This is a genomic window from Pseudomonas shirazensis, assembly GCF_014268785.2.
In the GTDB taxonomy this organism is placed as follows: domain Bacteria; phylum Pseudomonadota; class Gammaproteobacteria; order Pseudomonadales; family Pseudomonadaceae; genus Aquipseudomonas; species Aquipseudomonas shirazensis.
Window position 1 is genome coordinate 335,702 of the sequence record NZ_JABWRD020000001.1, and the last position, 20,555, is coordinate 356,256.

Annotated in this window: 17 protein-coding genes; 8 read left to right on the top strand and 9 right to left on the bottom strand. The window is 62.0% G+C overall.

Translation table 11 applies throughout. The features are described from left to right. From HU736_RS01460 to gloB, 6 genes are all read right to left on the bottom strand, one after another. Positions 1–1,020 carry an ABC transporter permease gene (locus tag HU736_RS01460; protein ID WP_101318217.1) on the bottom strand — a complete coding sequence of 340 codons (1,020 nt, stop codon included), beginning with the start codon at positions 1,018–1,020 and terminating at the stop codon, positions 1–3. A gap of 3 nt (positions 1,021–1,023) precedes the next feature. Further along, positions 1,024–2,097 (bottom strand): microcin C ABC transporter permease YejB, encoded by a 1,074-nt coding sequence (locus tag HU736_RS01465; RefSeq protein WP_101318219.1) that lies wholly within the window; start codon positions 2,095–2,097, stop codon positions 1,024–1,026. Between the two features lies 1 nt (position 2,098). Next, the gene (locus HU736_RS01470) at positions 2,099–3,946 is read right to left on the bottom strand and encodes an extracellular solute-binding protein (RefSeq protein WP_186698816.1); all 1,848 of its coding nucleotides are present in this window, start codon (positions 3,944–3,946) and stop codon (positions 2,099–2,101) included. After that, the gene (locus HU736_RS01475; RefSeq protein ID WP_186698818.1) at positions 3,943–5,772 is read right to left on the bottom strand and encodes an extracellular solute-binding protein; all 1,830 of its coding nucleotides are present in this window, start codon (positions 5,770–5,772) and stop codon (positions 3,943–3,945) included. Before HU736_RS01475 ends, HU736_RS01470 begins: the two co-directional genes overlap by 4 nt. 122 nt (positions 5,773–5,894) lie before the next feature. Next, positions 5,895–7,325, bottom strand: a complete 1,431-nt coding sequence (locus HU736_RS01480) for a lytic transglycosylase domain-containing protein (RefSeq protein WP_103436782.1) — start codon at positions 7,323–7,325, stop codon at positions 5,895–5,897. Between the two features lie 100 nt (positions 7,326–7,425). After that, positions 7,426–8,205, bottom strand: coding sequence for a hydroxyacylglutathione hydrolase (gloB, locus tag HU736_RS01485; RefSeq protein ID WP_186698820.1), 780 nt, complete (start codon positions 8,203–8,205; stop codon positions 7,426–7,428). Between the two features lie 84 nt (positions 8,206–8,289). On the opposite strand from gloB, the gene HU736_RS01490 reads away from it, so the two are divergent. Genes HU736_RS01490 through dnaQ form a run of 3 tightly spaced genes read left to right on the top strand, consistent with a single transcriptional unit; the run spans position 8,290 to position 10,344 of the window. Further along, complete coding sequence (locus HU736_RS01490; protein WP_186698822.1) at positions 8,290–9,066, top strand: class I SAM-dependent methyltransferase; 777 nt, start codon at positions 8,290–8,292, stop codon at positions 9,064–9,066. Positions 9,067–9,089: 23 nt separating this feature from the next. Beyond that, entirely contained in the window at positions 9,090–9,542 is a 453-nt protein-coding gene (rnhA, locus tag HU736_RS01495) for a ribonuclease HI (protein ID WP_101318230.1), read from the top strand. Between the two features lie 58 nt (positions 9,543–9,600). Next, a complete protein-coding gene (gene dnaQ / locus HU736_RS01500; protein ID WP_224785558.1) occupies positions 9,601–10,344 on the top strand; it encodes a DNA polymerase III subunit epsilon in 744 nt (247 codons plus the stop codon). 51 nt (positions 10,345–10,395) lie between these two features. Here the strand turns inward: dnaQ and HU736_RS01505 are convergent, their stop codons facing one another. Beyond that, positions 10,396–10,614 carry a hypothetical protein gene (locus HU736_RS01505; protein ID WP_103436786.1) on the bottom strand — a complete coding sequence of 73 codons (219 nt, stop codon included), beginning with the start codon at positions 10,612–10,614 and terminating at the stop codon, positions 10,396–10,398. Between the two features lie 157 nt (positions 10,615–10,771). On the opposite strand from HU736_RS01505, the gene HU736_RS01510 reads away from it, so the two are divergent. Then, the gene (locus HU736_RS01510; RefSeq protein WP_101318278.1) at positions 10,772–11,332 is read left to right on the top strand and encodes an NADPH-dependent FMN reductase; all 561 of its coding nucleotides are present in this window, start codon (positions 10,772–10,774) and stop codon (positions 11,330–11,332) included. Positions 11,333–11,340: 8 nt separating this feature from the next. On the opposite strand, the gene phnX is transcribed toward HU736_RS01510, so the two are convergent. Both phnX and HU736_RS01520 read right to left on the bottom strand, forming a co-directional pair. Further along, positions 11,341–12,168: a phosphonoacetaldehyde hydrolase gene (gene phnX, locus HU736_RS01515; RefSeq protein ID WP_103436787.1), complete on the bottom strand. Its 828-nt coding sequence runs from the start codon at positions 12,166–12,168 to the stop codon at positions 11,341–11,343. Position 12,169: 1 nt separating this feature from the next. Beyond that, positions 12,170–13,300, bottom strand: a complete 1,131-nt coding sequence (locus tag HU736_RS01520) for a 2-aminoethylphosphonate--pyruvate transaminase (RefSeq protein WP_186698823.1) — start codon at positions 13,298–13,300, stop codon at positions 12,170–12,172. 112 nt (positions 13,301–13,412) lie between these two features. On the opposite strand from HU736_RS01520, the gene HU736_RS01525 reads away from it, so the two are divergent. The 4 genes from HU736_RS01525 to HU736_RS01540 all read left to right on the top strand — a co-directional run bounded on the left by HU736_RS01525 (position 13,413) and on the right by HU736_RS01540 (position 20,481). Beyond that, positions 13,413–14,276: a LysR substrate-binding domain-containing protein gene (locus HU736_RS01525; protein WP_103436789.1), complete on the top strand. Its 864-nt coding sequence runs from the start codon at positions 13,413–13,415 to the stop codon at positions 14,274–14,276. A 157-nt stretch (positions 14,277–14,433) separates the two neighbouring features. Then, complete coding sequence (locus HU736_RS01530; protein WP_186698825.1) at positions 14,434–15,456, top strand: AraC family transcriptional regulator; 1,023 nt, start codon at positions 14,434–14,436, stop codon at positions 15,454–15,456. 79 nt (positions 15,457–15,535) lie between these two features. Continuing rightward, the gene (locus HU736_RS01535; RefSeq protein ID WP_186698827.1) at positions 15,536–15,850 is read left to right on the top strand and encodes a hypothetical protein; all 315 of its coding nucleotides are present in this window, start codon (positions 15,536–15,538) and stop codon (positions 15,848–15,850) included. A gap of 92 nt (positions 15,851–15,942) precedes the next feature. Beyond that, positions 15,943–20,481 (top strand): NEL-type E3 ubiquitin ligase domain-containing protein, encoded by a 4,539-nt coding sequence (locus tag HU736_RS01540; RefSeq protein WP_186698829.1) that lies wholly within the window; start codon positions 15,943–15,945, stop codon positions 20,479–20,481. The last annotated feature ends 74 nt before the right edge of the window (positions 20,482–20,555 follow it).

Below are 20,555 nucleotides of genomic sequence, written 5' to 3' on the forward strand. Positions count from 1 at the left end.
TCATTTCCTCGGGTCGAAGGCGTCGCGGGCGGATTCGCCGATAAACACCAGCAGGCTGAGCATCACGGCCAGCACGGCGAAGGCACTGATGCCCAGCCATGGTGCCTGCAGGTTGGATTTGCCCTGGGCAACCAGCTCACCCAACGACGGTGAACCGGCGGGCAGGCCAAAGCCGAGGAAGTCCAGCGCGGTCAGGGTGCCGATGGCGCCGGTGAGGATGAACGGCATGAAGGTCATGGTCGAGATCATTGCGTTGGGCAGAATGTGCCGGTACATGATCGCGCCGTTGCGCATGCCCAGGGCGCGCGCCGCGCGCACATACTCCAGGTTACGCCCACGCAGGAATTCGGCGCGGACTACATCGACCAGGCTCATCCACGAGAACAGCAACATGATCCCCAACAGCCACCAGAAGTTGGGCTGGACGAAGCTGGCCAGAATGATCAGCAGGTACAGCACCGGCAAGCCTGACCAGATCTCCAGGAAGCGCTGGCCGGCAAGGTCGACCCAGCCACCATAAAAGCCCTGCAGAGCCCCGGCAATGACGCCAATGATCGAGCTGAGGATGGTCAGGGTCAGGGCAAACAACACCGAAACGCGGAAGCCGTAGATCACCCGCGCCATGACATCGCGGCCCTGGTCATCGGTGCCCAGCCAGTTGTCCGCCGAGGGCGGCGCGGGCGCCGGCACCTTCAAGTCGTAGTTGATGCTCTGGTAGCTGAACGGAATCGGCGCCCACAGCACAAAGCTGTCTTTCTTCTCCAGAAGGTCGCGGATGTAGGGGCTCTTGTAGTTGGCTTCGAGCGGGAATTCACCGCCAAAGGTGGTCTCGGGGTAGCGCTTGAACGCCGGGAAGTACCACTCGCCGTCGTAGCGCACGGCAATCGGTTTGTCGTTGGCGATCAGCTCGGCGCCAAGGCTCAGGCCGAACAGGATCAGGAACAGCCACAGCGACCACCAGCCTCGGCGGTTGGCCTTGAAGCGCTCGAAGCGCCGTCGATTGAGCGGGGACAGGGCCATTGGTCAATTCTCCCGGCTGGCGAAGTCGATGCGCGGATCGACCAGGGTATAGGTCAGGTCGCCGATCAGTTTCACCACCAGCCCGAGCAGGGTGAAGATGAACAGGGTGCCGAAGACCACCGGGTAATCGCGGTTAATCGCCGCTTCGAAACTCATCAGGCCCAGGCCGTCGAGGGAGAAGATCACCTCGATCAGCAACGAGCCGGTGAAGAAGATGCCGATGAATGCCGAAGGGAAGCCGGCGATCACCAGCAGCATGGCGTTACGGAACACGTGCCCGTAGAGCACCCGCTGCCGGCTCAGGCCTTTGGCTTTGGCGGTGACCACATACTGCTTGTTGATCTCATCGAGGAAGCTGTTTTTGGTCAGCAGGGTCATGGTGGCGAAGTTGCCGATCACCAGTGCAGTAATCGGCAGGACCAGGTGCCAGAAGTAATCGAGGATCTTGCCGGTGGTGGACAGCTCGTCGAAGTTGTTCGAGGTCAGCCCGCGTAACGGGAACCAGTCGAAGTAACTGCCGCCGGCGAACAGCACGATCAGCAGAATCGCGAACAGAAACGCCGGGATGGCATAGCCGACCACGATCGCCGAGCTGGTCCAGACATCGAAGTGGCTGCCGTGGCGCACCGCTTTGGCGATCCCCAGCGGGATCGACACCAGGTACATGATCAGCGTGCTCCACAGCCCGAGCGAGATCGACACCGGCATCTTCTCGGCAATCAGGTCGATGACCTTGGCATCACGGAAGAAGCTGTCGCCGAAGTCGAGCTGGGCATAGTTCTTGACCATGATCCACAAGCGCTCCGGGGCGGACTTGTCGAAGCCGTACATGTGTTCGATTTCAGCGATCAGGGCCGGGTCCAGGCCCTGTGCGCCGCGGTAGTTGGAGCCGGCCACCGAGACTTCGGCGCCGCCGCCGGCGATGCGGCTGGTCGCGCCGTCAAAGCCTTCGAGTTTGGCGATCATCTGCTCGACCGGGCCGCCCGGCGCGGCCTGGACGATTATGAAGTTGATCACCAGGATGCCGAACAGGGTCGGGATGATCAGCAGCAGGCGCCGCAGGATATAGGCGAGCATGTCAGTTGGCCTCGCTCGGCGTGGTCTCTGGCGCAGGCTGCGTGGTCACGGCCGGTTTCACATCAGGCTTGATCCACCAGGTGTCGATGCCTACGTCGTACTTGGGCGAGACCTTGGGGTGGCCGATGTGGTTCCAGTACGCCACCCGCCAGGTCTTGATGTGCCAGTTGGGTATCACGTAGTAGCCCCACTGCAACACGCGGTCGAGGGCGCGGGCGTGGTTGATCAGGCTCTGACGTGAGTCGGCGTTGATCAGTTGCTCGACCAGTTGGTCAATGGCCGGGTCGCGCAGGCCGATAAAGTTGCGGCTACCAGGGTTGTCGGCGGCGCCCGAAGTCCAGAACTCACGCTGTTCGTTACCCGGTGAGCTGGACTGGGGGAAGCCGCTGACGATCATGTCGAAGTCGCGCGAACGCAGACGGTTGATGTACTGCGGCACCTCGACCCGGCGCAGGGTCAGCTCGATGCCGAGGTCTGCCAGGTTGCGTTTGAACGGCAACAGCACGCGTTCAAACTCCGTCTGTGCGAGCAGAAACTCGATCACCACCGGCTTGCCCTGGGCGTCGACCATCTTGTCGTCGACGATTTTCCAGCCCGCTTCCTGCAGCAGCTTGTAGGCCTGACGTTGCTGCTCGCGGATCATGCCGCTGCCGTCGCTGACCGGGTTCTTGAACACCTCGGTGAAGGCCTGCTCGGGAATCTTGCCGCGCAGCGGCTCGAGGATCTTCAGTTCATCCGGCGTGGCTGGCTGCTTGGCCGCCATGTCGGAGTTCTCGAAGTAGCTGCTGGTGCGAGTGTAGGCACCGTTGAACAGCTGCTTGTTGGTCCACTCGTAGTCGAGCAGCAGGCTTAGCGCCTTGCGCACACGTACGTCCTGGAACATTGGCTTGCGCAGGTTGAAGACAAAACCCTGCATGCCGGTCGGGTTGCCGTTGGGCAGCTCTTCCTTGATCAGGCGGCCTTCGCGTACGGCGGGCACGTTGTAGGCGTTTGCCCAGTTCTTTGCCGCCACCTCCAGGTTGTAGTCGAACTGGCCGGCCTTTAGCGCTTCAAGGGCAACGGTGCTGTCGCGGTAATAGTCAAAGGTCATGACGTCGAAATTGAACATGCCGCGGTTGATCGGCAGGTCCTTGGCCCAATAGTCCTTGACCCGCTCGAAACGCACCGAACGACCGGCCTTGACCTCGGCAACCCGGTAGGGACCGCTGCCCAAGGGAATTTCCAGGTTGCCGCGGTTGAATTCGCGGTTTTCGTACCAGTGCTTGGGCAGTACCGGCAGTTGGCCAAGGATCAGCGGCAACTCACGGTTGATCTTGTGCTTGAATTTGAACAGCACTTTCAGCGGGTCTTCGGCAATGACCTCGGCGACGTCACCGTAGTACACCTTGTACAGCGGGGCGCCTTGGCTGACCAACGTGTTGAAGGTCCAGACCACGTCATCGGCACGCATGGGGTGGCCGTCATGGAAACGTGCCTCCGGGCGCAGGTAGAAGCGTACCCAGCTGTTGTCCGGAGCCTTCTCTATCTTGTCGGCAACCAGGCCGTACTCGGTAAACGGCTCGTCCAGGCTCTGGCGCATCAGTGTGTCGTAGATGCTGCCGACGTTTTCTGCGGTCACGCCTTTGTTGATGAACGGGTTGAGGCTGTCGAAACCGCCAAAGCCGGACTGGCGAAAGGTGCCGCCTTTGGGCGCATCTGGGTTGACGTAGTCGAAGTGTTTGAAGCTGGCCGGATACTTGGGCGGCTCGTCATACAGGGTCAAGGCGTGCTGCGGGGCAGCCAGCACGGGCAGGCTCAGGCAGGCTAGCAGAAGGCTGCCGGCCAGTTGGCGCAGGCGGTGCGGCATCATTTGGCTTTCTCCGAAGTCTTGAGCCACCAGCTGTTCAGGCCCAGGGTGTAGGGCGGCGTGGTGACGAAGGCGAACCGATTGCGGTAGGCCAGGCGATGATTGTCCAGATACCAGTTGGGGATCATGTAGTAATGCCACGACAGCACCCGGTCCAGCGCACGCGCGGCGGCGACCTGGTCATCGCGGGTGCGGGCAGCGAGCAGGGTGTCGAGCAGGTGGTCGATCACCGGGTCTTTGACCCCCGCATAGTTCTTGCTGCCTTTGGTCGAAGCCTGGCTGGAATGGAAGTACAGCCATTGCTCGAGGCCTGGGCTGAGGGTCTGGTTCAGGGTCATCAGGATCATGTCGAAATCAAACTGGTCCAGCCGTTGTTTGTACTGGGCGCGGTCTACCGTGCGCAAGCGTGCATCGATGCCAATGCTCGCCAGATTTTCGACATAAGGTTGCAGGATCCGTTCTAGATTGGGGTTCACCAGCAACAACTCCATCTGGAACTGCTTGCCCTTGGCATCCACCAGGCGTTGGCCGTCCAGCTTCCAGCCGGCTTTGTCCAGCAGGGTCAGGGCCTTGCGCAAGGTCTGGCGGCTGACGCCGCTGCCGTCGGTATGGCTGACCTGGTAGGGCTCGGTGTACAGCTTGGCCGGCAGTTCGTCGCGAAACGGCGCCAGCAGCAGCCACTCCTTCCCGGTCGGCAGGCCGCTGGCAGCAAACTCGCTGTTTGGGTAATAACTGGTCGAGCGCCGATAGGCGCTGCTGAACAGGGCGCGGTTGGTCCACTCGAAATCCAGCATCAAGCCCAGCGCCTGGCGTACCTGCGGGTCGCTGAACGTGGCGCGGCGGCTGTTCATGAACAGCCCTTGGGTCTGGGTCGGGATGCGGTGCGGGATCTGCGCCTTGATCACCTCGCCACGGCGCACCGCAGGGAAGGTATAGCTGTTGGCCCAGTTCTTCGCCTGATGTTCGATGTAAATGTCGAACTCGCCGGCCTTGAACGCTTCGAAGGCGACCGTGGCGTCGCGGTAGAACTCATATTCGACGCGGTTGTAGTTGTACTTACCGCGATTGACCGCCAGGTCCTTGCCCCAGTAATCCTTGACCCGCTTGAATACCAGGCGCCGCCCCGGCTGCACTTCGGTGATGCGATAGGGCCCGCTGCCCAGCGGTGGCTCGAAGGTGGTGGCCTTGAAGTCGCGCTTCTGCCAGTAATGCTTGGGCAGTACCGGCATCTCACCCAGACGCAGGATCAACAACGGGTTGCCGGCACGCTTGAACACGAAGCGAATGCGCAACGGCCCGAGAATGTCGACTCGCTGCACTTCCTGCAGGTTGGTGCGGTACAGCGGGTGGCCGTCCTTGAGCAGGGTGCGATAGGAGAACGCCACGTCCGCCGAGGTGATCGGCTTGCCGTCGTGAAAGCGTGCCTCTGGGCGCAGGTTGAACACCACCCAGCTGCGGTCTTCGCTGTACTCGACCGAGCGCGCAATCAGGCCGTAGCTTGAGGTTGGCTCATCGCCGGACGGATCGTACATCCCCGTACCGACCATAAGCGTCTCGTTCAGCTCGCTGACACCGTATTGCAGGAAGTTTGGCGTGGTGACCGGGCTCGACCCTTTGAAGGTATAGGGGTTGAGCGTATCGAACGTGCCAAATGCCATGGCCCGCAAGGTTCCGCCCTTGGGCGCTTGCGGGTTGACCCAATCGAAGTGGGTGAATGTGGCTGGGTATTTGAGCGTGCCGAACTGCGCGTAACCGTGGCTTTCGCTGACGGTGGCGGCGGCGGGGAAGCTCAAGGCCAGGCTGAAGGACAGCAGGAGGGGACGTATCAAATCGGCATCCGATCCAGAGGGCGTTGGGCTTTGGTCGGGCTACAGTAACAGCTTGGCGGGATTGGAAAAAGAGTGATGCGAAAGGGGGCTGCAAGCGGGGCTGGGGGACAGCCCCGGGAGGATCAATGGCCGAGGTAGACGGTCAGAGTCTGGCCTGGTTTGAGGGCATGCCCGCTGCGCGGATTCCAGCGCTTGAGGTGCTGCATTTCGACGTTGAAACGCTTGGCCACCAGGTACAGTGAATCGCCCTTGCGGACCTTGTACTGAGTCGAGCGCTGCTTGGCCGAAGCAACCCGGTTGGCGGCTGCAGAGGGCGCATTGCCACCGCGCATGGCCAGGACCTGGCCGGCCTTGAGGCGATTGCCGGAGATCTTGTTCCAGCGCTGGATATCCTTGACCGAAACCCGGTTGGCCTTGGCAATGCTGCCCAGGTTGTCACCGCGCTTGACTCGGTAGCTGCGCGTGGCCGGTGCGCTGGCTTCGGCGACAGCGGCTTCGAACACGGCCTTGCGTGGTTGCAGGCTGAGCAGCTGTTCAGGGTTCAGGTTGGACAGGCTGGCCGAGAGCAACTGCGCCTTGGCAGTCGGCACCAGCAGTTGTTGCGGGCCGTCGACCGTCATGCGCTTCTTGAATGCCGGGTTGAGCTGGATCAGCTCGTCTTCATCGATATCGGCAAAGGCTGCGACCCGCGACAGGTCGAGGCGGTCATTGATGGCGACGGCGGCAAAGTACGGTTCGTTGGCGATCGGGTTAAGGTTGACGCCATACGATTCAGGCGTCGATACCACCTGCGACAGGGCCAGCAGCTTGGGCACGTAGTCGCGGGTTTCCTGCGGCAGCGGCAGGTTCCAGTAATCGGTCGGCAGGCCGAGTTTTTCGTTGCGTTCGATAGCGCGGCTGACGGTGCCTTCACCGGCGTTGTAAGCCGCCAGAGCCAGCAGCCAGTCGCCGTTGAACATGTCGTGCAGACGGCTCAGATAATCCAGTGCAGCGTTGGTCGATGCTGTGACGTCGCGGCGGCCATCGTAGAAGTTGGTCTGGCGCAGATTGAAGTGGCGCCCGGTCGAGGGGATGAACTGCCACATGCCGGCTGCGTGGGCACGGGAATACGCCATCGGATTGTAGGCGCTCTCGATCGCTGGCAGCAGGGCCAGCTCCAGCGGCATGTCGCGTTCTTCGAGGCGCTCGACGATGTAATGCAGGTACAGGCTGCCGCGCTCGCCGGCGGTTTCAACGAAACGCGGGTTGCTGGCGAACCACAGGCGCTGTTGCTCGATGCGCGGATTGACGTCGATGGTGTCCTGCAGCGCGAAGCCCTGGCGCATGCGTTCCCAGACATCCTGGGGCGCCTGCTGCTTGGGCTTGGCCATGATCAACGGGGCCGGCTTGTGCTTGATTCGGGCCTGATAGTTGTGCGCGCGAACGCTTTCGGATTCATCTACCTGACGGGTGCTCTGGCAGCCCACCAAAGTGGCGGCCAGGGCCAGCGCACTGATCTGTGCGAGGCGCGTCAAAGCGACGGATTGCGAGGTTCTGCGGCTACTGGAAGACATCGGCTGGGGCAGGTATCCGGGTGAAAAAGTTGGGCGATTCTAGGAACCGCTTTTGCCCGGGTCAACCTTTGCCCCTCAATTACGATATATCTTGAGGTTATCAGAAGCCGTCTTTCCAAGACCTCAAGGCAGCAAAAACAGCAGCTTGGCCTTCGTTTGAATGTCCCTTCCATTCGTCTGCTTTTTGTTTAACGGATGTTTCTGCGGTACGCAAAAAAGGGTTGGTGAGGCGTTCCAGGCCAATGCTGGAAGGCAGCGTCATGCGCCCATCTGCGCGCAGTCTGGCCACTTCCTCAAAGCGCGCGAGCACATCCGCATTGCTCGGTTCGACGGCCTTGGCAAAGCGCAGGTTGCTCAGGGTGTATTCATGGGCGCAGTAGACCTCGGTGGCGTCAGGCAGGGCGGCGAGGCGCTCAAGCGAGTTGTGCATCTGCGCAGGCGTGCCCTCGAACAAACGGCCGCAACCGCCGGCAAACAGCGTGTCGCCACTGAACAGCACGGGTGTCGGCGTCTGTGCGGTATAAAAGGCGATGTGGCCAAGGGTGTGCCCGGGCATCGCCAGCACCTCGAAGGTCAGCCCCAGCGCGGTGACCTGGGCATTGTCTTCGAGCGCCAGGTCACGGCCTGGGATCTGCTCGCTGGCCGGGCCGCTGACCCGCGCCCCGGTGGCCCGTTTGAGTTCGGCTACGCCGCCGACATGATCGTGGTGGTGATGGGTGATGAGGATATCCTTCAGCTCCCAGCCTGGGTTGGCCTCAAGCCAGTCCAGCACCGGTTGGGCGTCACCAGGATCGACCACCGCACAGTGGCGTTTGGCAGTATCCTGTAACAACCAGATGTAGTTATCAGAGAAAGCGGGTAGTGCATCGATCTGTATCATGTGCGGATCCGAATCATCTGCCGTGGGACATAAGGGCATCTTAGCCGCGATGGCGCGGCGGGAGAACCTTGGAGGGAAGACGCAATGACCGACCAAGCCTTTGCCCAGGCCGACCCTGAATGGGTCGAGCTGATCAGCCTGGCCCGCGAATGGTTTCAAGGCCCTGTTGGGCAGTTGATGCTGCGCGAAGAAGAAAAGTTGCTTGAAACTGAACTCGCGCGTTTTTTTGGTGGTTATCTGGTGCATTACGGGCCAGGTGCGCAGGTGCCGCCACATGCCAAGCAGGTGCATCGCAATGTGCGCCTCGGTGCGCCGTTGCCCGGGGTTGAAATCGTCTGCGAAGAACAGGCCTGGCCGCTCGCCGAACATGCGGCGGACGTCGTGGTGCTGCAGCACGGGCTGGACTTCAGCCTGTCGCCTCACGGCCTGCTGCGCCAGGCCGCCAGTGCGGTGCGTCCGGGTGGCCATCTGCTGATCGTCGGTATCAACCCGTGGAGCAGTTGGGGCATGCGCCACCTGTTCAGCAAAGGCGCCTTGCGCAAGGCACGGTGCATCCCGCCGTCGCGGGTCGGTGACTGGCTCAACCTGCTCGGCTTTGCGCTGGAGAAACGCCGCTTCGGCTGTTATCGTCCGCCGCTTGCTTCACCGGCCTGGCAGCAGCGCCTCACCGGGTGGGAGCGGGTAGCAGGTGGCTGGCAGATGTCAGGTGGCGGCGTCTACCTGCTGATAGCGCGCAAGATGGTAGTCGGTCTGCGGCCACTGCAACCGGCCCGGCGTGAGCCGATGGGCAAACTGCTGCCGCTGCCCCTGGCCAAGGTCAATCGCGACCCTGCCAACCGCGACCATCATCCGGGTCGATAAATTACAGCGAATTAAGGCAGTACATGAGCGAAGAAAGCATCGAGATGTTTACCGACGGCGCCTGCAAGGGCAATCCGGGCCCTGGCGGCTGGGGCGTGCTGATGGTGTACAAGGGCGTGGAAAAGGAACTCTGGGGTGGCGAGCTGGAAACCACCAACAACCGCATGGAGCTAATGGCGGCCATCGAGGGCCTCAAGGCGCTCAAGCGTGAATGCGAGGTGGTGCTGACCACCGATTCGCAGTACGTCATGAAAGGCATCAACGAATGGATGGCCAACTGGAAGAAGCGCGGCTGGAAGACCGCGGCCAAGGAACCGGTGAAAAACGCCGACCTGTGGCGCGAACTCGATGAGCAAGTCAACAGGCACAAGGTCACCTGGAAATGGGTGCGCGGGCATATCGGCCACCATGGCAACGAACGCGCCGACCAGTTGGCCAACCGCGGCGTCGACGAAGTTCGCGCGCGTCACAAGTAATCCGACGCTGGGGTATACTCCCGGCTCTTTTTTGTCGTAGCAGTTGGAGCCACCGCCCGTGGAGCAGCAGAACACCCGATACGTCGTCCTCGATACCGAAACCACCGGCATGCCGGTCGGCGAGGGCCATAGGATCATCGAAATCGGTTGCGTCGAAGTGCTGGGCCGGCGCCTGACCGGGCGACATTTCCATGTTTATCTGCAGCCTGACCGCGAAAGTGACGAGGGCGCGATTGGTGTCCACGGCATCACCGACGCATTCCTGATTGGCAAGCCGCGCTTCGCTGAAGTGGCTGACGAGTTCTTCGACTTCATTCAGGGCGCGCAGCTGGTCATCCACAACGCGGCGTTCGACGTTGGCTTCATAAACAACGAATTCGCCCTGCTTGGCCAGCATGATCGCGCCGACATCTCCAAACACTGCGGCATCCTCGATACCCTGATGCTGGCGCGTTCGCGCCACCCAGGCCAGCGCAACAGCCTCGACGCCTTGTGCAAACGCTACGGTATCGACAACTCCGGGCGTGAGCTGCACGGCGCGTTGCTCGACTCGGAATTGCTGGCGGATGTCTACCTGGCCATGACCGGTGGCCAGACCAGCCTGTCGCTGGCTGGGCATGGTGCTGATGGCGAGGAGGGAAGGGACAGTGACGGCAGTGAGATTCGCCGGATCGTCGGGCGTCAGCCACAGCCTGTGTTGATGGCTTCTGCTGAAGAGCTGGAGGCTCATGCTCAGCGTCTGGCGGCGGTGGCCAAGTCTGCCGGCGGCCCGGCGCTGTGGCAGAGCTTGAGCGAGGCCTGATCAGGCCTGCATGCGGGCCCTCCGTGGCCTGCTGGTTGCCGCAAGGCTGAATCAGGGAATGCGGATGATCTCGACGCCACTCTGGGTCAGCTCGAAGCGATCTTCACCCAGATGCCGAACGCGATCGCCAATAGCCAGTCGATAGCTGGTAATCGGTTCACCATGGACACTGCCGTCGTCCTGAAAGGTCGATTCCTGGAATTCGTGCACGGGGTAGATTCGGCCTTCGGCGTCACGGGCGTGAAATTGGCCGACCAGTACTGCTGCCATTTTGGGGGGAAACCTCTGAAAAATTGGAGAAATGTCTGCAGTCATAGACCAGTGAAACTGCCGGGAAGTTTTCTTGCAATGGGAAAAAAACCTCGGCGGCGGAAAACGGTCATCTATAACTACTAATTCCATCAACCAGCAGAGGTTGTAAAACGCCATGAGCCAGGTGTATTCGGTAGCAGTTGTAGTCGGCAGCTTGCGCAAGGATTCCTACAATCGCAAGGTGGCCAAGGCCCTGGGTGAGCTGGCGTCCTCCAGCCTCAGCTTGAAGATCATCGAGATCGGCGATTTGCCGCTGTACAACGAAGATGTAGAGAGTGCCGGTGCGCCGCAGCCCTGGCAGCGTTTTCGTGACGAGATCAAGCGTAGTGATGCAGTGCTGTTCGTCACACCGGAGTACAACCGCTCGCTGCCCGGTTGCTTGAAGAACGCCATTGATGTTGGCTCGCGGCCTTATGGGCAAAGTGCCTGGGGCGGCAAGCCAACGGCTGTGGTGAGCGTTTCGCCCGGTGCAGTGGGTGGCTTTGGCGCCAACCATGCGGTGCGCCAGTGCCTGGTGTTCCTTGATATGCCGTGCATGCAGATGCCCGAGGCCTATATCGGCGGGGCGGCGACCCTGTTCGATGATGCCGGCAAGCTCAATGACAAGACTCGGCCCTTCCTGCAGGCATTCATCGACAAGTTTGCAGCCTGGGTGAAGCTCAACCGCGCGGTATAACGCCGCTCCTACGCGGACTGGGGCATTTCGCCTTTGGCCAGGCGCTGGTTGATATCGGCAACGACCTCGGGGAGATCGTTGATGGTGTCGACCAGGTAGTGCGGTCGCGCGCTCTCAAACAGTGCGTGGATCCGCTGCCGTTCACGCGCCAGCGTGCCCGCATCCAGCGCCTGGTACTCCTCCCAGGTCAGCCCCAAGGCATTCCCTGAGCAGACCAGCGCCACTGTCCACATTCCGGCGCGGCGGCCTTCGAGGATACCTGGCACGGTGTCATCAACCTTGACACAAGCACCGACGTCATCGATACCCAAGGCAATCACATTGGCCAGCGCCTGCGCCGGCCAGGGGCGACCATTGGGCGTTTCATCGGTTGCCACTACATGGTCGGCAACGTAGCCGTTGCGCTTGGCCAGCTCGACCACCTTGTCCATGACTACCTTGGGGTAACCCGAGCACGATCCTATCTTCAGGCCACCTGCACGTAGCCCTGTCAGCGTTTGCAGAGCCCCGGGTATCAGCGCCGAGTGCACGGCGATCTTGTCGATCTGCAGGGGCATGAAGCGTTCATAGATGGCGGTCACATCATCATCGCTTGGTGTGCGGCCAAACACCTTGGAGTAGCGCTCGGCAATTGCCGGCTGATCGCATAAGGTGCGGATATGGTCCCACTTGCCCATGCCCATCGGGCCGCGGGCCTCTTCAATGGACACTTCGACATCGAACTCGGCGAATGCCTCGACAAAGATCTGCGTGGGCGCAAACGAGCCGAAATCGACCACGGTACCCGCCCAGTCAAGGATGGCGGCTTGCAGGCGGGTTGGGTTGGTATAGTTCATGTCACAGAGCCTCGCTCAAGAGTTGAGTACCGGTATGCACCTGCATTTCCCGCAGCACTTGAGCTACGGCATCGACTGCGGCCTGCATCCCCTGCGCACCGACGGCACCGATGCAACCAACGCGGAAGGTTTCGACCTGGGTCAATTTGCCCGGATAGAGGATGAAGCCCTTGGCCTTGACCCGTTCATAGAAGTCCTGAAACCGGTAGCGCGGATCATCCGGGGCGTGGAAGGTGACGATGATCGGTGCCTGAATCGCGGCTGGGAGGAAGCTGCGCAGGCCGATCGCCGCCATACCGTTGAGCAATGTCCGGCAGTTGTCGGCGTAACGCTGGTGCCTTGCCTGCAGGCCGCCTTCTTCGGTGTATTGCTTGAGTGCCTCGTGCAGGGCGGCGACCACGTGGGTAGGCGGGGTAAAACGCCACTGGCCGGTCTTGGCCATGTAGGCATGCTGGTCGTACAGGTCCATGGCCAGCGATTGAGAGTTACCCTCGGCGGCTGCCAAGGCGGTTTTTTCAGCGAACACGAAGCCCATCCCGGGGACGCCCTCGAGGCATTTGCCGGAAGCGGCGATCAGCGCCTCGAATGGCACTTCGCGAGCGTCGATCGGCAGTGCGCCAAACGAGCTCATCGCGTCGATGATCAGGCGCTTGCCGTGGCTGTGCACCACATCGGCAATCGCCTTGAGTGGATTGAGGATGCCGGTGCTGGTCTCGCAGTGAATCAGCGCCACGTGGGTCAGTTCGGCATCTGCCGTCAGCAGGCGCTCGACATCGGCGGCAGTGGTGGGCTGGTCCTCGGCGGTTTCGAAGGTGCTGTAACGGCGGCCGAGCACCTTGCAGATCTTGGCCAGCCGTTGGCCGTAGGCGCCGTTGATCAGTACCAGCACCTTGCCGCCGCGCGGTACCAGCGTGCCGATGGCGGCTTCCACGGCGAAGGTGCCGCTGCCTTGCAACGGTACGCAGTGATGGCTGGCGCTGGCATCGAGAATGGCTAACAACTGTTCGCAGACGCTGGCGGTCAGCTGGTTGAAATCACGGTCCCAGGAACCCCAGTCCACCAGCATCGCTTGGCGGGTACGCAGAGAGGTAGTGAGGGGGCCGGGGGTCAGCAGAATCGGGGCATTGCTCATTGCGTGAATCCTCGCAAGCGGTGGGCTGAGACTGCGAGGTCAAGGTTGCAATTGGGCGTGCTATCAATCAAATTGTTTGTTGTTATGCCAGCCATAAGTCAGGCCGATAGCTATGAATCTGTTCCAGTTACGTGCGTTTGATGCTGTTGCCCGTGAAGGCAGCTTTACCCGCGCCGCAGCACGTCTGTTCATCAGCCAGCCGGCGGTGACCGGGCACGTCAAGGCGCTGGAGGAACACTACCAGATCACCTTGCTGCGGCGTACCGCCCGACGGGTGGAACTGACTGAAGAAGGCACGCGGCTGGCGGCCATTACCCGCGCGATGTTCGGCCTGGCCGAAGAAGCCCAGGCCATGCTCGAGGCTAATCGCCAGTTGTTGACCGGGCGTCTTGAAGTCGCCGCCGACGGGCCGCACCGGGTCATGCCGATGCTCGCGCAACTGCGCGCCCGCTACCCCGGAATCACCGTTAACCTTCGCTTGGGCAACGCCCAGGAAACCTTGGCAGCGCTACTTAGCGAACATGCTGATGTCGCAGTGCTGACTGAGGTCGAGCCGCGCAAGGGCCTGTATCTGCGCAGCCTCGGTCATTCGCAGTTGTGTGCACTACTGCCGGCTGCGCATCCTTGGGCGAGCGCACCTGATCCGTTGGCTTTGAGCGCTCTGCACCAGCAGATCATGGTGCTGCGCGAACCCAGTTCGATCACCCGACGAACGTTTGACCAGGCGTGCCTGCGAGCGGGGGTACAGCCAAGGGTTCTACTGGAACTGGACAGCCGCGAAGCCGTGACCGAAGCGGTCGCGGCGCAGCTCGGTATTGGCATCGTGTCGTCAATGGAGGTGGCGCACGATCCGCGGGTAGTGACACGGCCAATGGCAGCAGAAGGGCTACTTAACCAGCACATGCTTGGTTGCCTGGAACGGCGCCGCGAGCTGCGCCTGATCCAGGCATTCCTGGCGCTTGCACCAGCGCCTTAGAGCGCGGCCGTCACGGCCCGGGCCCTTGAGCTGACCCGCGCAGCGCTGGCCAGTGAAGCCAGCAGTTCGCCAAGTCGATGCTGCGCGCACTTGAGCGGGCTGGTTTTTTTCTGCTGCCGGCCTAAGATGGCCGGCAGTAGTCATTGACGGGCAAGCCATGAGCGAGAAAGACACCATCTCCATGCAAATGGTGCGCGAGGCGCTGCTGCAGACCTGCCCAGAGGGTGATGCAGCGTTGGCTGTACTGACACGCGCCGGGATCGATCCAGGGCAGTTGCAGCAGGCTGATGCGCGGGTCGCAGCCAACGCCTATGCACGCCTTTGGCGCCTGTTGGCACGCCGCTACAACGATGAGTTCTTCGCCATGGATCCGCGCGGCCTGCCACGCGGCAGCCTGGCATTTGCCTGCCGCGCGAGCATGCTTCAGCCTACCCTTGGCGCAGCCCTGCAGAGTGTGCTGGACTTCCTAGCACTGATGCTTCAGGACCTGCAGCCGGCGTTGCAACAGCAGGATGGGCTGGCAGAGATCATCCTGCATGAGCCGCGTCCGCAACCGCGTCGGGCCTTCATGTATTTCACTTTCTGGATGATCGTGCATGGCGTCGGCTGCTGGCTGGCCGGTCGACGCATCCCGATTCTGGCAATAGACCTGCCTTGTGCCGAGCCGCCGTACTGCGAAGACTACCGGGTGATGTTTTCGCCCAGCCTGCAGTTCGAGAGGCCACGCGCGCGGATGATGATTCCAGCCGACTGCCTGCAGTGGCCAGTCAAACGCACGATGGATGATCTGCAGCGTTTCCTGGCCGAGGCGCCGGGTAATATTCTGGTTAGATACCGCGACCCGGAAAGCCTGGCCCGGCGTATCCGCAGTGACCTGCTGCAAGCGCCGCCAGCCGATTGGCCTGACGCCGAAAGCCTGGCGCGGCGGCTGCACGTTTCCGCGTCGACCCTGCGCCGGCGCCTTGCCGAAGAGGGGCAGACCTACCAAGGCCTCAAGGACAGCGCCCGGCGCGAGCTGGCTATGGTGTGGCTGGCGGATGCCGACCATGCCATGGACGAAATCGCCGAGCGGCTCGGTTTTGCCGACGCCAGCTCGTTCTACAAGGCCTTTCGCAAGTGGTTTGGCTGTAACCCCGGGCATTATCGGACGCTGATTCAAACCCGCTACGTCAGTCACTGATTCCACCTTGGGGCCAACCTGCAGGCAGTGCCGGTCGATCTGGATTGGTGCGGCCTGCTGGAGGTGGCCGACCTGCGAGTTGTGGCTTCAGGCGCTGCCGGAGGCCGACCGCAGAACCAGCGGCGACTTCTTCGCGCTGCTCGGCGAGTTGACCGGTACCAGCGATTATCGCCTGACCCAGGCAGACCTTGCGCGCAGAGTCTGGGCCGTGCTTCTCAGTGAGGTCGAGGCACCGTTCTGGGCGAGTCTGGATCAGCTCAGCCCGCAACTGCATCGCCGCGAGTGGCGCTACCTGGAACAGGTCAATGACTTGGCGAAAGAGCGCTGGGCGGCGATCGACGCGTTGGCGCTGCGCCTGAGCAAAGAGGCATTGGAAGAAATCGGCGGGGACTGAGCAGCTGGCAAGGCTTGGTAGACAGCGCTTCCCGCTGCCCCTGTGCATGTGCCTCGGAGCAACTTGGAGGCTCTTCTACAAAGGACTGCACAATGCCTCCGAAACCGCTCGCACCCGCCGACAGCACGACGTTACGTCTGGCCAATGCCACCGATGAATTCATCGGTGGCATTCTCCCTGACTGGCTCAAGCGCGCTTCCCCCAGCCAGATCAATCGCCTGCGTGACCGCTTCAAGCAGTACCGCAAAAGCCAACAAGGTGTGCGCGCCGCGACGCTGGATCTGATCCCTCTGCAGACGTTTGTGCGGACCCAGTTCACAGCGCTGTTGGCCGGCAAGCTGCCTGCCGGTAGTAATATCGAAGACCTGCAATGGCTGGAGGTGCGCCGCGGGTTCGGTAGGCTGCCGGGGACGCAGTGGCCATTTTACGTCCCGAACATAGTCCGCGAGCCAGGCCTGTTGCGCCTGATGCAGAACTTCCATCCTGATGACAGCGTCCTGCAGGGCAGTGGCTTGGTCGCCACCGGCAGCGACCAAGTGCTTTCCGGTGACCCCGTGGCGCTGGCGGCAGCCTGCCGTGCGCTTGACGTCGGTGCGCAGTATCAGCAGCAGTTGGACAAGGTCTTCAACACCGCCACCTGCGCCATGCTGGTAGCCGACAAGCAAGCCGGGTTGAAGCTTGCAGTCGAAGTTGCGGCCTTGAAAGGCGAAATCAGCGCTGCCGAACAGATCGCCCTGGAAGAAGTTGCACGCGGGCATCACGATTCCAACCAACAAGGGTTGCGCGGTTTTGCCGGTCTGCTGAGCATTCTTGGTTGTACGGCCAGCGATGCCCTGGTGATCCAATTGCGCGGCGTCGACGGCGAAGACCACGGCCTGCTGCTTTACCTGCCCAGTGATCCCAAGCATGCACTGCAGCGCTTCGCCGATTGGGATGCGTTGTCGACCGAGCTGCTGAGCCAATTACGCGACCCGGCCGGTCGTCAGCGTATCAGCCATATGATTGCCCTGAGCGAGCGTCCAGCCTTCCTCACCACCCTGGCCAAACGGCTCGGTGACCAGACACCGGATCTCGCGCTTGAGGGGGTCACCCCGCAGGATGGGATATTCGTCGACTTGGTCAATCAGCAAGTGCAACGCATTCATGAGGATGCGCGGCTGCTGCTGGTGCCGACGGCCGAGGCTGATCGGCAAGCCCGTGCGCAGCGCTTGCAGACCTGGGAGGAGGTAGGGCTGGGGTTGGTCAACCTGGCCGGCTTGTTCATTCCCGGGGTCGGCGCATTGCTGCTCGGGCTGTTGGTGGTGCAAACCCTGTCACAGGTCTACGAAGGCAGCGTTGACTGGCTGCATGGGCATCAGCACGAAGCGCTCGAGCACATGCTGGGTGTGGCCGAGACGGTCGCGGTAACGGCTGCGATTGCCGGCGGCGTAGCGCTGGTGGCACGCGGTTTTGTCCGCAGCGAGTTTGTCCAGGGGCTCGAGCCGGTGACGGTGGGCGACGGCGAAATGCGCCTGTGGTCGGCAGACTTGAGCCAGTACCGTGTGCGTCCGGATGACAGCGGCCTGCAAGCAGACGGCCTGTACGGCAGTGGCGAGCAGCGCTGGATGAGGCACGACGAGCATTATTACGAGGTCCATCGTCCCACACCTGATGGCCCGTGGCGGCTGCGTCACCCGCAGCGTGAAGGCGCCTTCGGTCCGGTAGTCGAATTCAACGGTGAGCGCGGCTGGCGCCTGCGTCTGGATCGGCCGCTGGAGTGGGATGACAGTGCGCACATGCTCGAACGGCTGTGGCCTCAGGATCCGCCAATCGATGCCGCACAAGCCGCGCGGGTCATGCAGGTCGCCAGGATCGATCAGGAAGAACTGCGTGGCCTGTTGGTCGCCAATCGGCCGCTGCCGGTCAACCTGCGCGAAACCTTGCGCCGGTTCGACGCCGACGCACGGACCCAGCGCTTCTTTGTCAGCCTGGCTGGCAACGGCGACGTCGCCAGCGATGCACAGATCCAGGCCTGGTGCCTGGCCCAACCGGGCATGGCCGGGCTTGACGCCGATGCCCTGCGTGAGGCCTTGCTCGATCAGGAGGTGCGCCTGCGCAAGGGCCTGTTCGACCACCTCAGCAACGTTGTGCTGCCCCCCGATGATGCGTTGCTCAATATCACGCGTCGGGACTTCCCCGGCCTGCCTCCCGCCTATGCACAGACTGCAGTGCGCGATGCCAGCCAGGTGCAACGGCAAGGGGCCGTGCGCGAGGGGCGATTGCCGCTGGCGCTGGCCAAACGTGCCCGCGCTTTACTCGGCTTGGCTCGGCTCAACCGCGCCATAGAGGGGTTGTACCTGGCTAACGCGGCCAGTAATGATACGGGCGAGCTGGTCATCGCCTTGCTGCGGCGTATGCCTGGTTGGCCGGTTGCGGTCAATCTGGAACTGCGAGAAGGCAGCGAGAGTGGACGGCTGTTGTCGATCCTCAACCCCCAGGGCGCAGAGGCGGAGCGCACCGTGCTGGCACTGCACCAGGGGCGTGTGCGGCTTTACACCAGCCAAGGTCTGGAGCGCGAGGAGGACGTCGCCGAGCCTGCGGGTTTCTTCGAGGCGATCAGCGCTTTGCTTACGGATGCGCAGCTTGAGCGCTTGCCCAATCCACAAGCCACACCTGCCGATCGTCTGCGGGCCGCTGCCACCGTAGCCCTGCCAATGACCGATAGTGGCCTGCACAGTCTGCTTGGCTGGCAGGCGCAGGCACCGTGGTTCAACCCCGGCCGGCGCCTCGCCGATGGCCGTGTCGGCTACCTGCTGAGCGGCCGCGGCCAAGGGCTGCCGCGATCCCCCGCTGAAGTCCTGCGCGCACGTGTGCGCACGCTGTATCCAGGATTCCATGACGCTGAGGTCACAGAGTACCTGCAAGTGCTGATGCAGTCGCCAGGGTCGCCGATGGCGTTGCTGCTTCAACAGGAGGGCGCCTATGCAGCGCTCGATTCCTGCCTTAACCAGTGGCAAAGCGCGGAACTTTCTACATCACGAAGTCATTTGCGCAGGCAGTTTGGCGATAACTTGCGCCGGGCATGGCGACTGGAGGGTGAGTCAGTGGACCTGCGCGAAGGCGCTCAGGCGAGCATGCGGCTGGACCTCAGTGGTTTCCCGGCCCGCACACTGCCGGCGTTTCCGTCGGATGTGGAATTCAGGCATGTTGCCGAGCTTGTAATGAATGAGCTGCAGATCGACACCGTCCCGGTGGAATTTCTTCGGGCATTTCCACGGCTGCGCCGCCTGACCCTCACTAGCAACCTGTTGCTGAGCCTACCGCGCGGGCTGGCTTATCTAGTCGACCTTGAAGTGCTGCGTCTTGCCCACAACCGCGTCCGGTTGACTGCCGACAGCCTGACCATGCTTAGCCGCCTTCCCCGGTTGACCCAGCTGGACCTCAGCTACAATCCGCTGGGGTTCCTGCAACTGCGCTTCAATCATCTGTCCCACCTGCGCGAGCTGCGGCTGCGCCATTGCCAGCTTGGAATCTGGCCATTCGGACTGGAACTGTGTGGTTTTCTCGAGTACGTCGACCTGCGCGACAATCAGGTGCCGGCGCTGCCCGACGATATCATGATGATGCCGCTGTCTTACCGGCGTGCTTTTCAGCTTGAGCGTAACCCACTGCCAAGCGAAGAGGTTGTGCGCCTTTACAGCGTTCAGGACTATCAGCGTCTGCACTCGCTTGCCGAGGCTGAGCAAGATCTGGATGAGCCGCAGAGCAGCGGCAGTGCCGTCTGGATATCCAATGTGGCCGCACAAGACCGCGCGGCGCGCCTGGCGCAATGGGACACCCTGATTGCCATGCCGCACAGTTCGAGCCTGTTCGAGCTGCTGGGGCAACTGCGCTCTACATCCGACTTCGCCAGTCATTATTCGTACCTCGCGGAGCAGGTCTGGGCAGTTGTGGCGGCGCTGGAAGGCGACTCGCAACTGCGTGAAGAAATCTTCGCCCACATGCAGGACAGCCAGACCTGCGCTGATGGTATAGCCGAACGTTTCAGCGCAGTGCAGTTGCAGGTCCGGGTTGCTCAAGCCAATCGCGAAGGTGCCTTGCATGAGCGTGCTGGCCGCCTGATCCATCTGAACCGACAACTGTTTCGCCTGGAGCGGCTAGATCAGTTTGCCCGGGCCGACATTGCCGAGCGAGTCAGGTCGCAGCGCGGTGTGGACGAGATAGAGGTCCTGCTGTACTACCGGGTTGAACTGAGTGCCGAGCTGGATTTGCCGATGCAGCCGCTTACCATGCATTACGCAACGGCAGCTGCGGTCAGTGCCGATCAGATCACTGCCGCCTTGGGTGTAGTTCGGGCAGCCGAAACGCAGGAAGCGCTAGCGGTCAGCTTGAGCCAGCGGGATTTCTGGCAAGCCTATCTGCGTGAGCGGCACGACACCGCGTTCGATGCTGTCAGCGCCGATTATGCAGCCCAAGGTGAGGCCCTGGATCAGGAGCGCGAGCAGCTGACCAGCCAGGTCTACACGCAGCGCTGGCAGGATCTGAGGGACGCCCGCGAAGCCGCGCTGCAGGCGTTGAGCCTTGAACTGACCCGGGAGGTGTTGGAGCAGGAGGCGGCGCGCCTGAGCAGCACTGCGCCGACCCGGGCTTGATGGTTCAGATCAGTCAGCAGAGTTGACAGTTTTGGCCATTGCCGCCTGAGGACAGCGGCGTGAACATCGTCGTA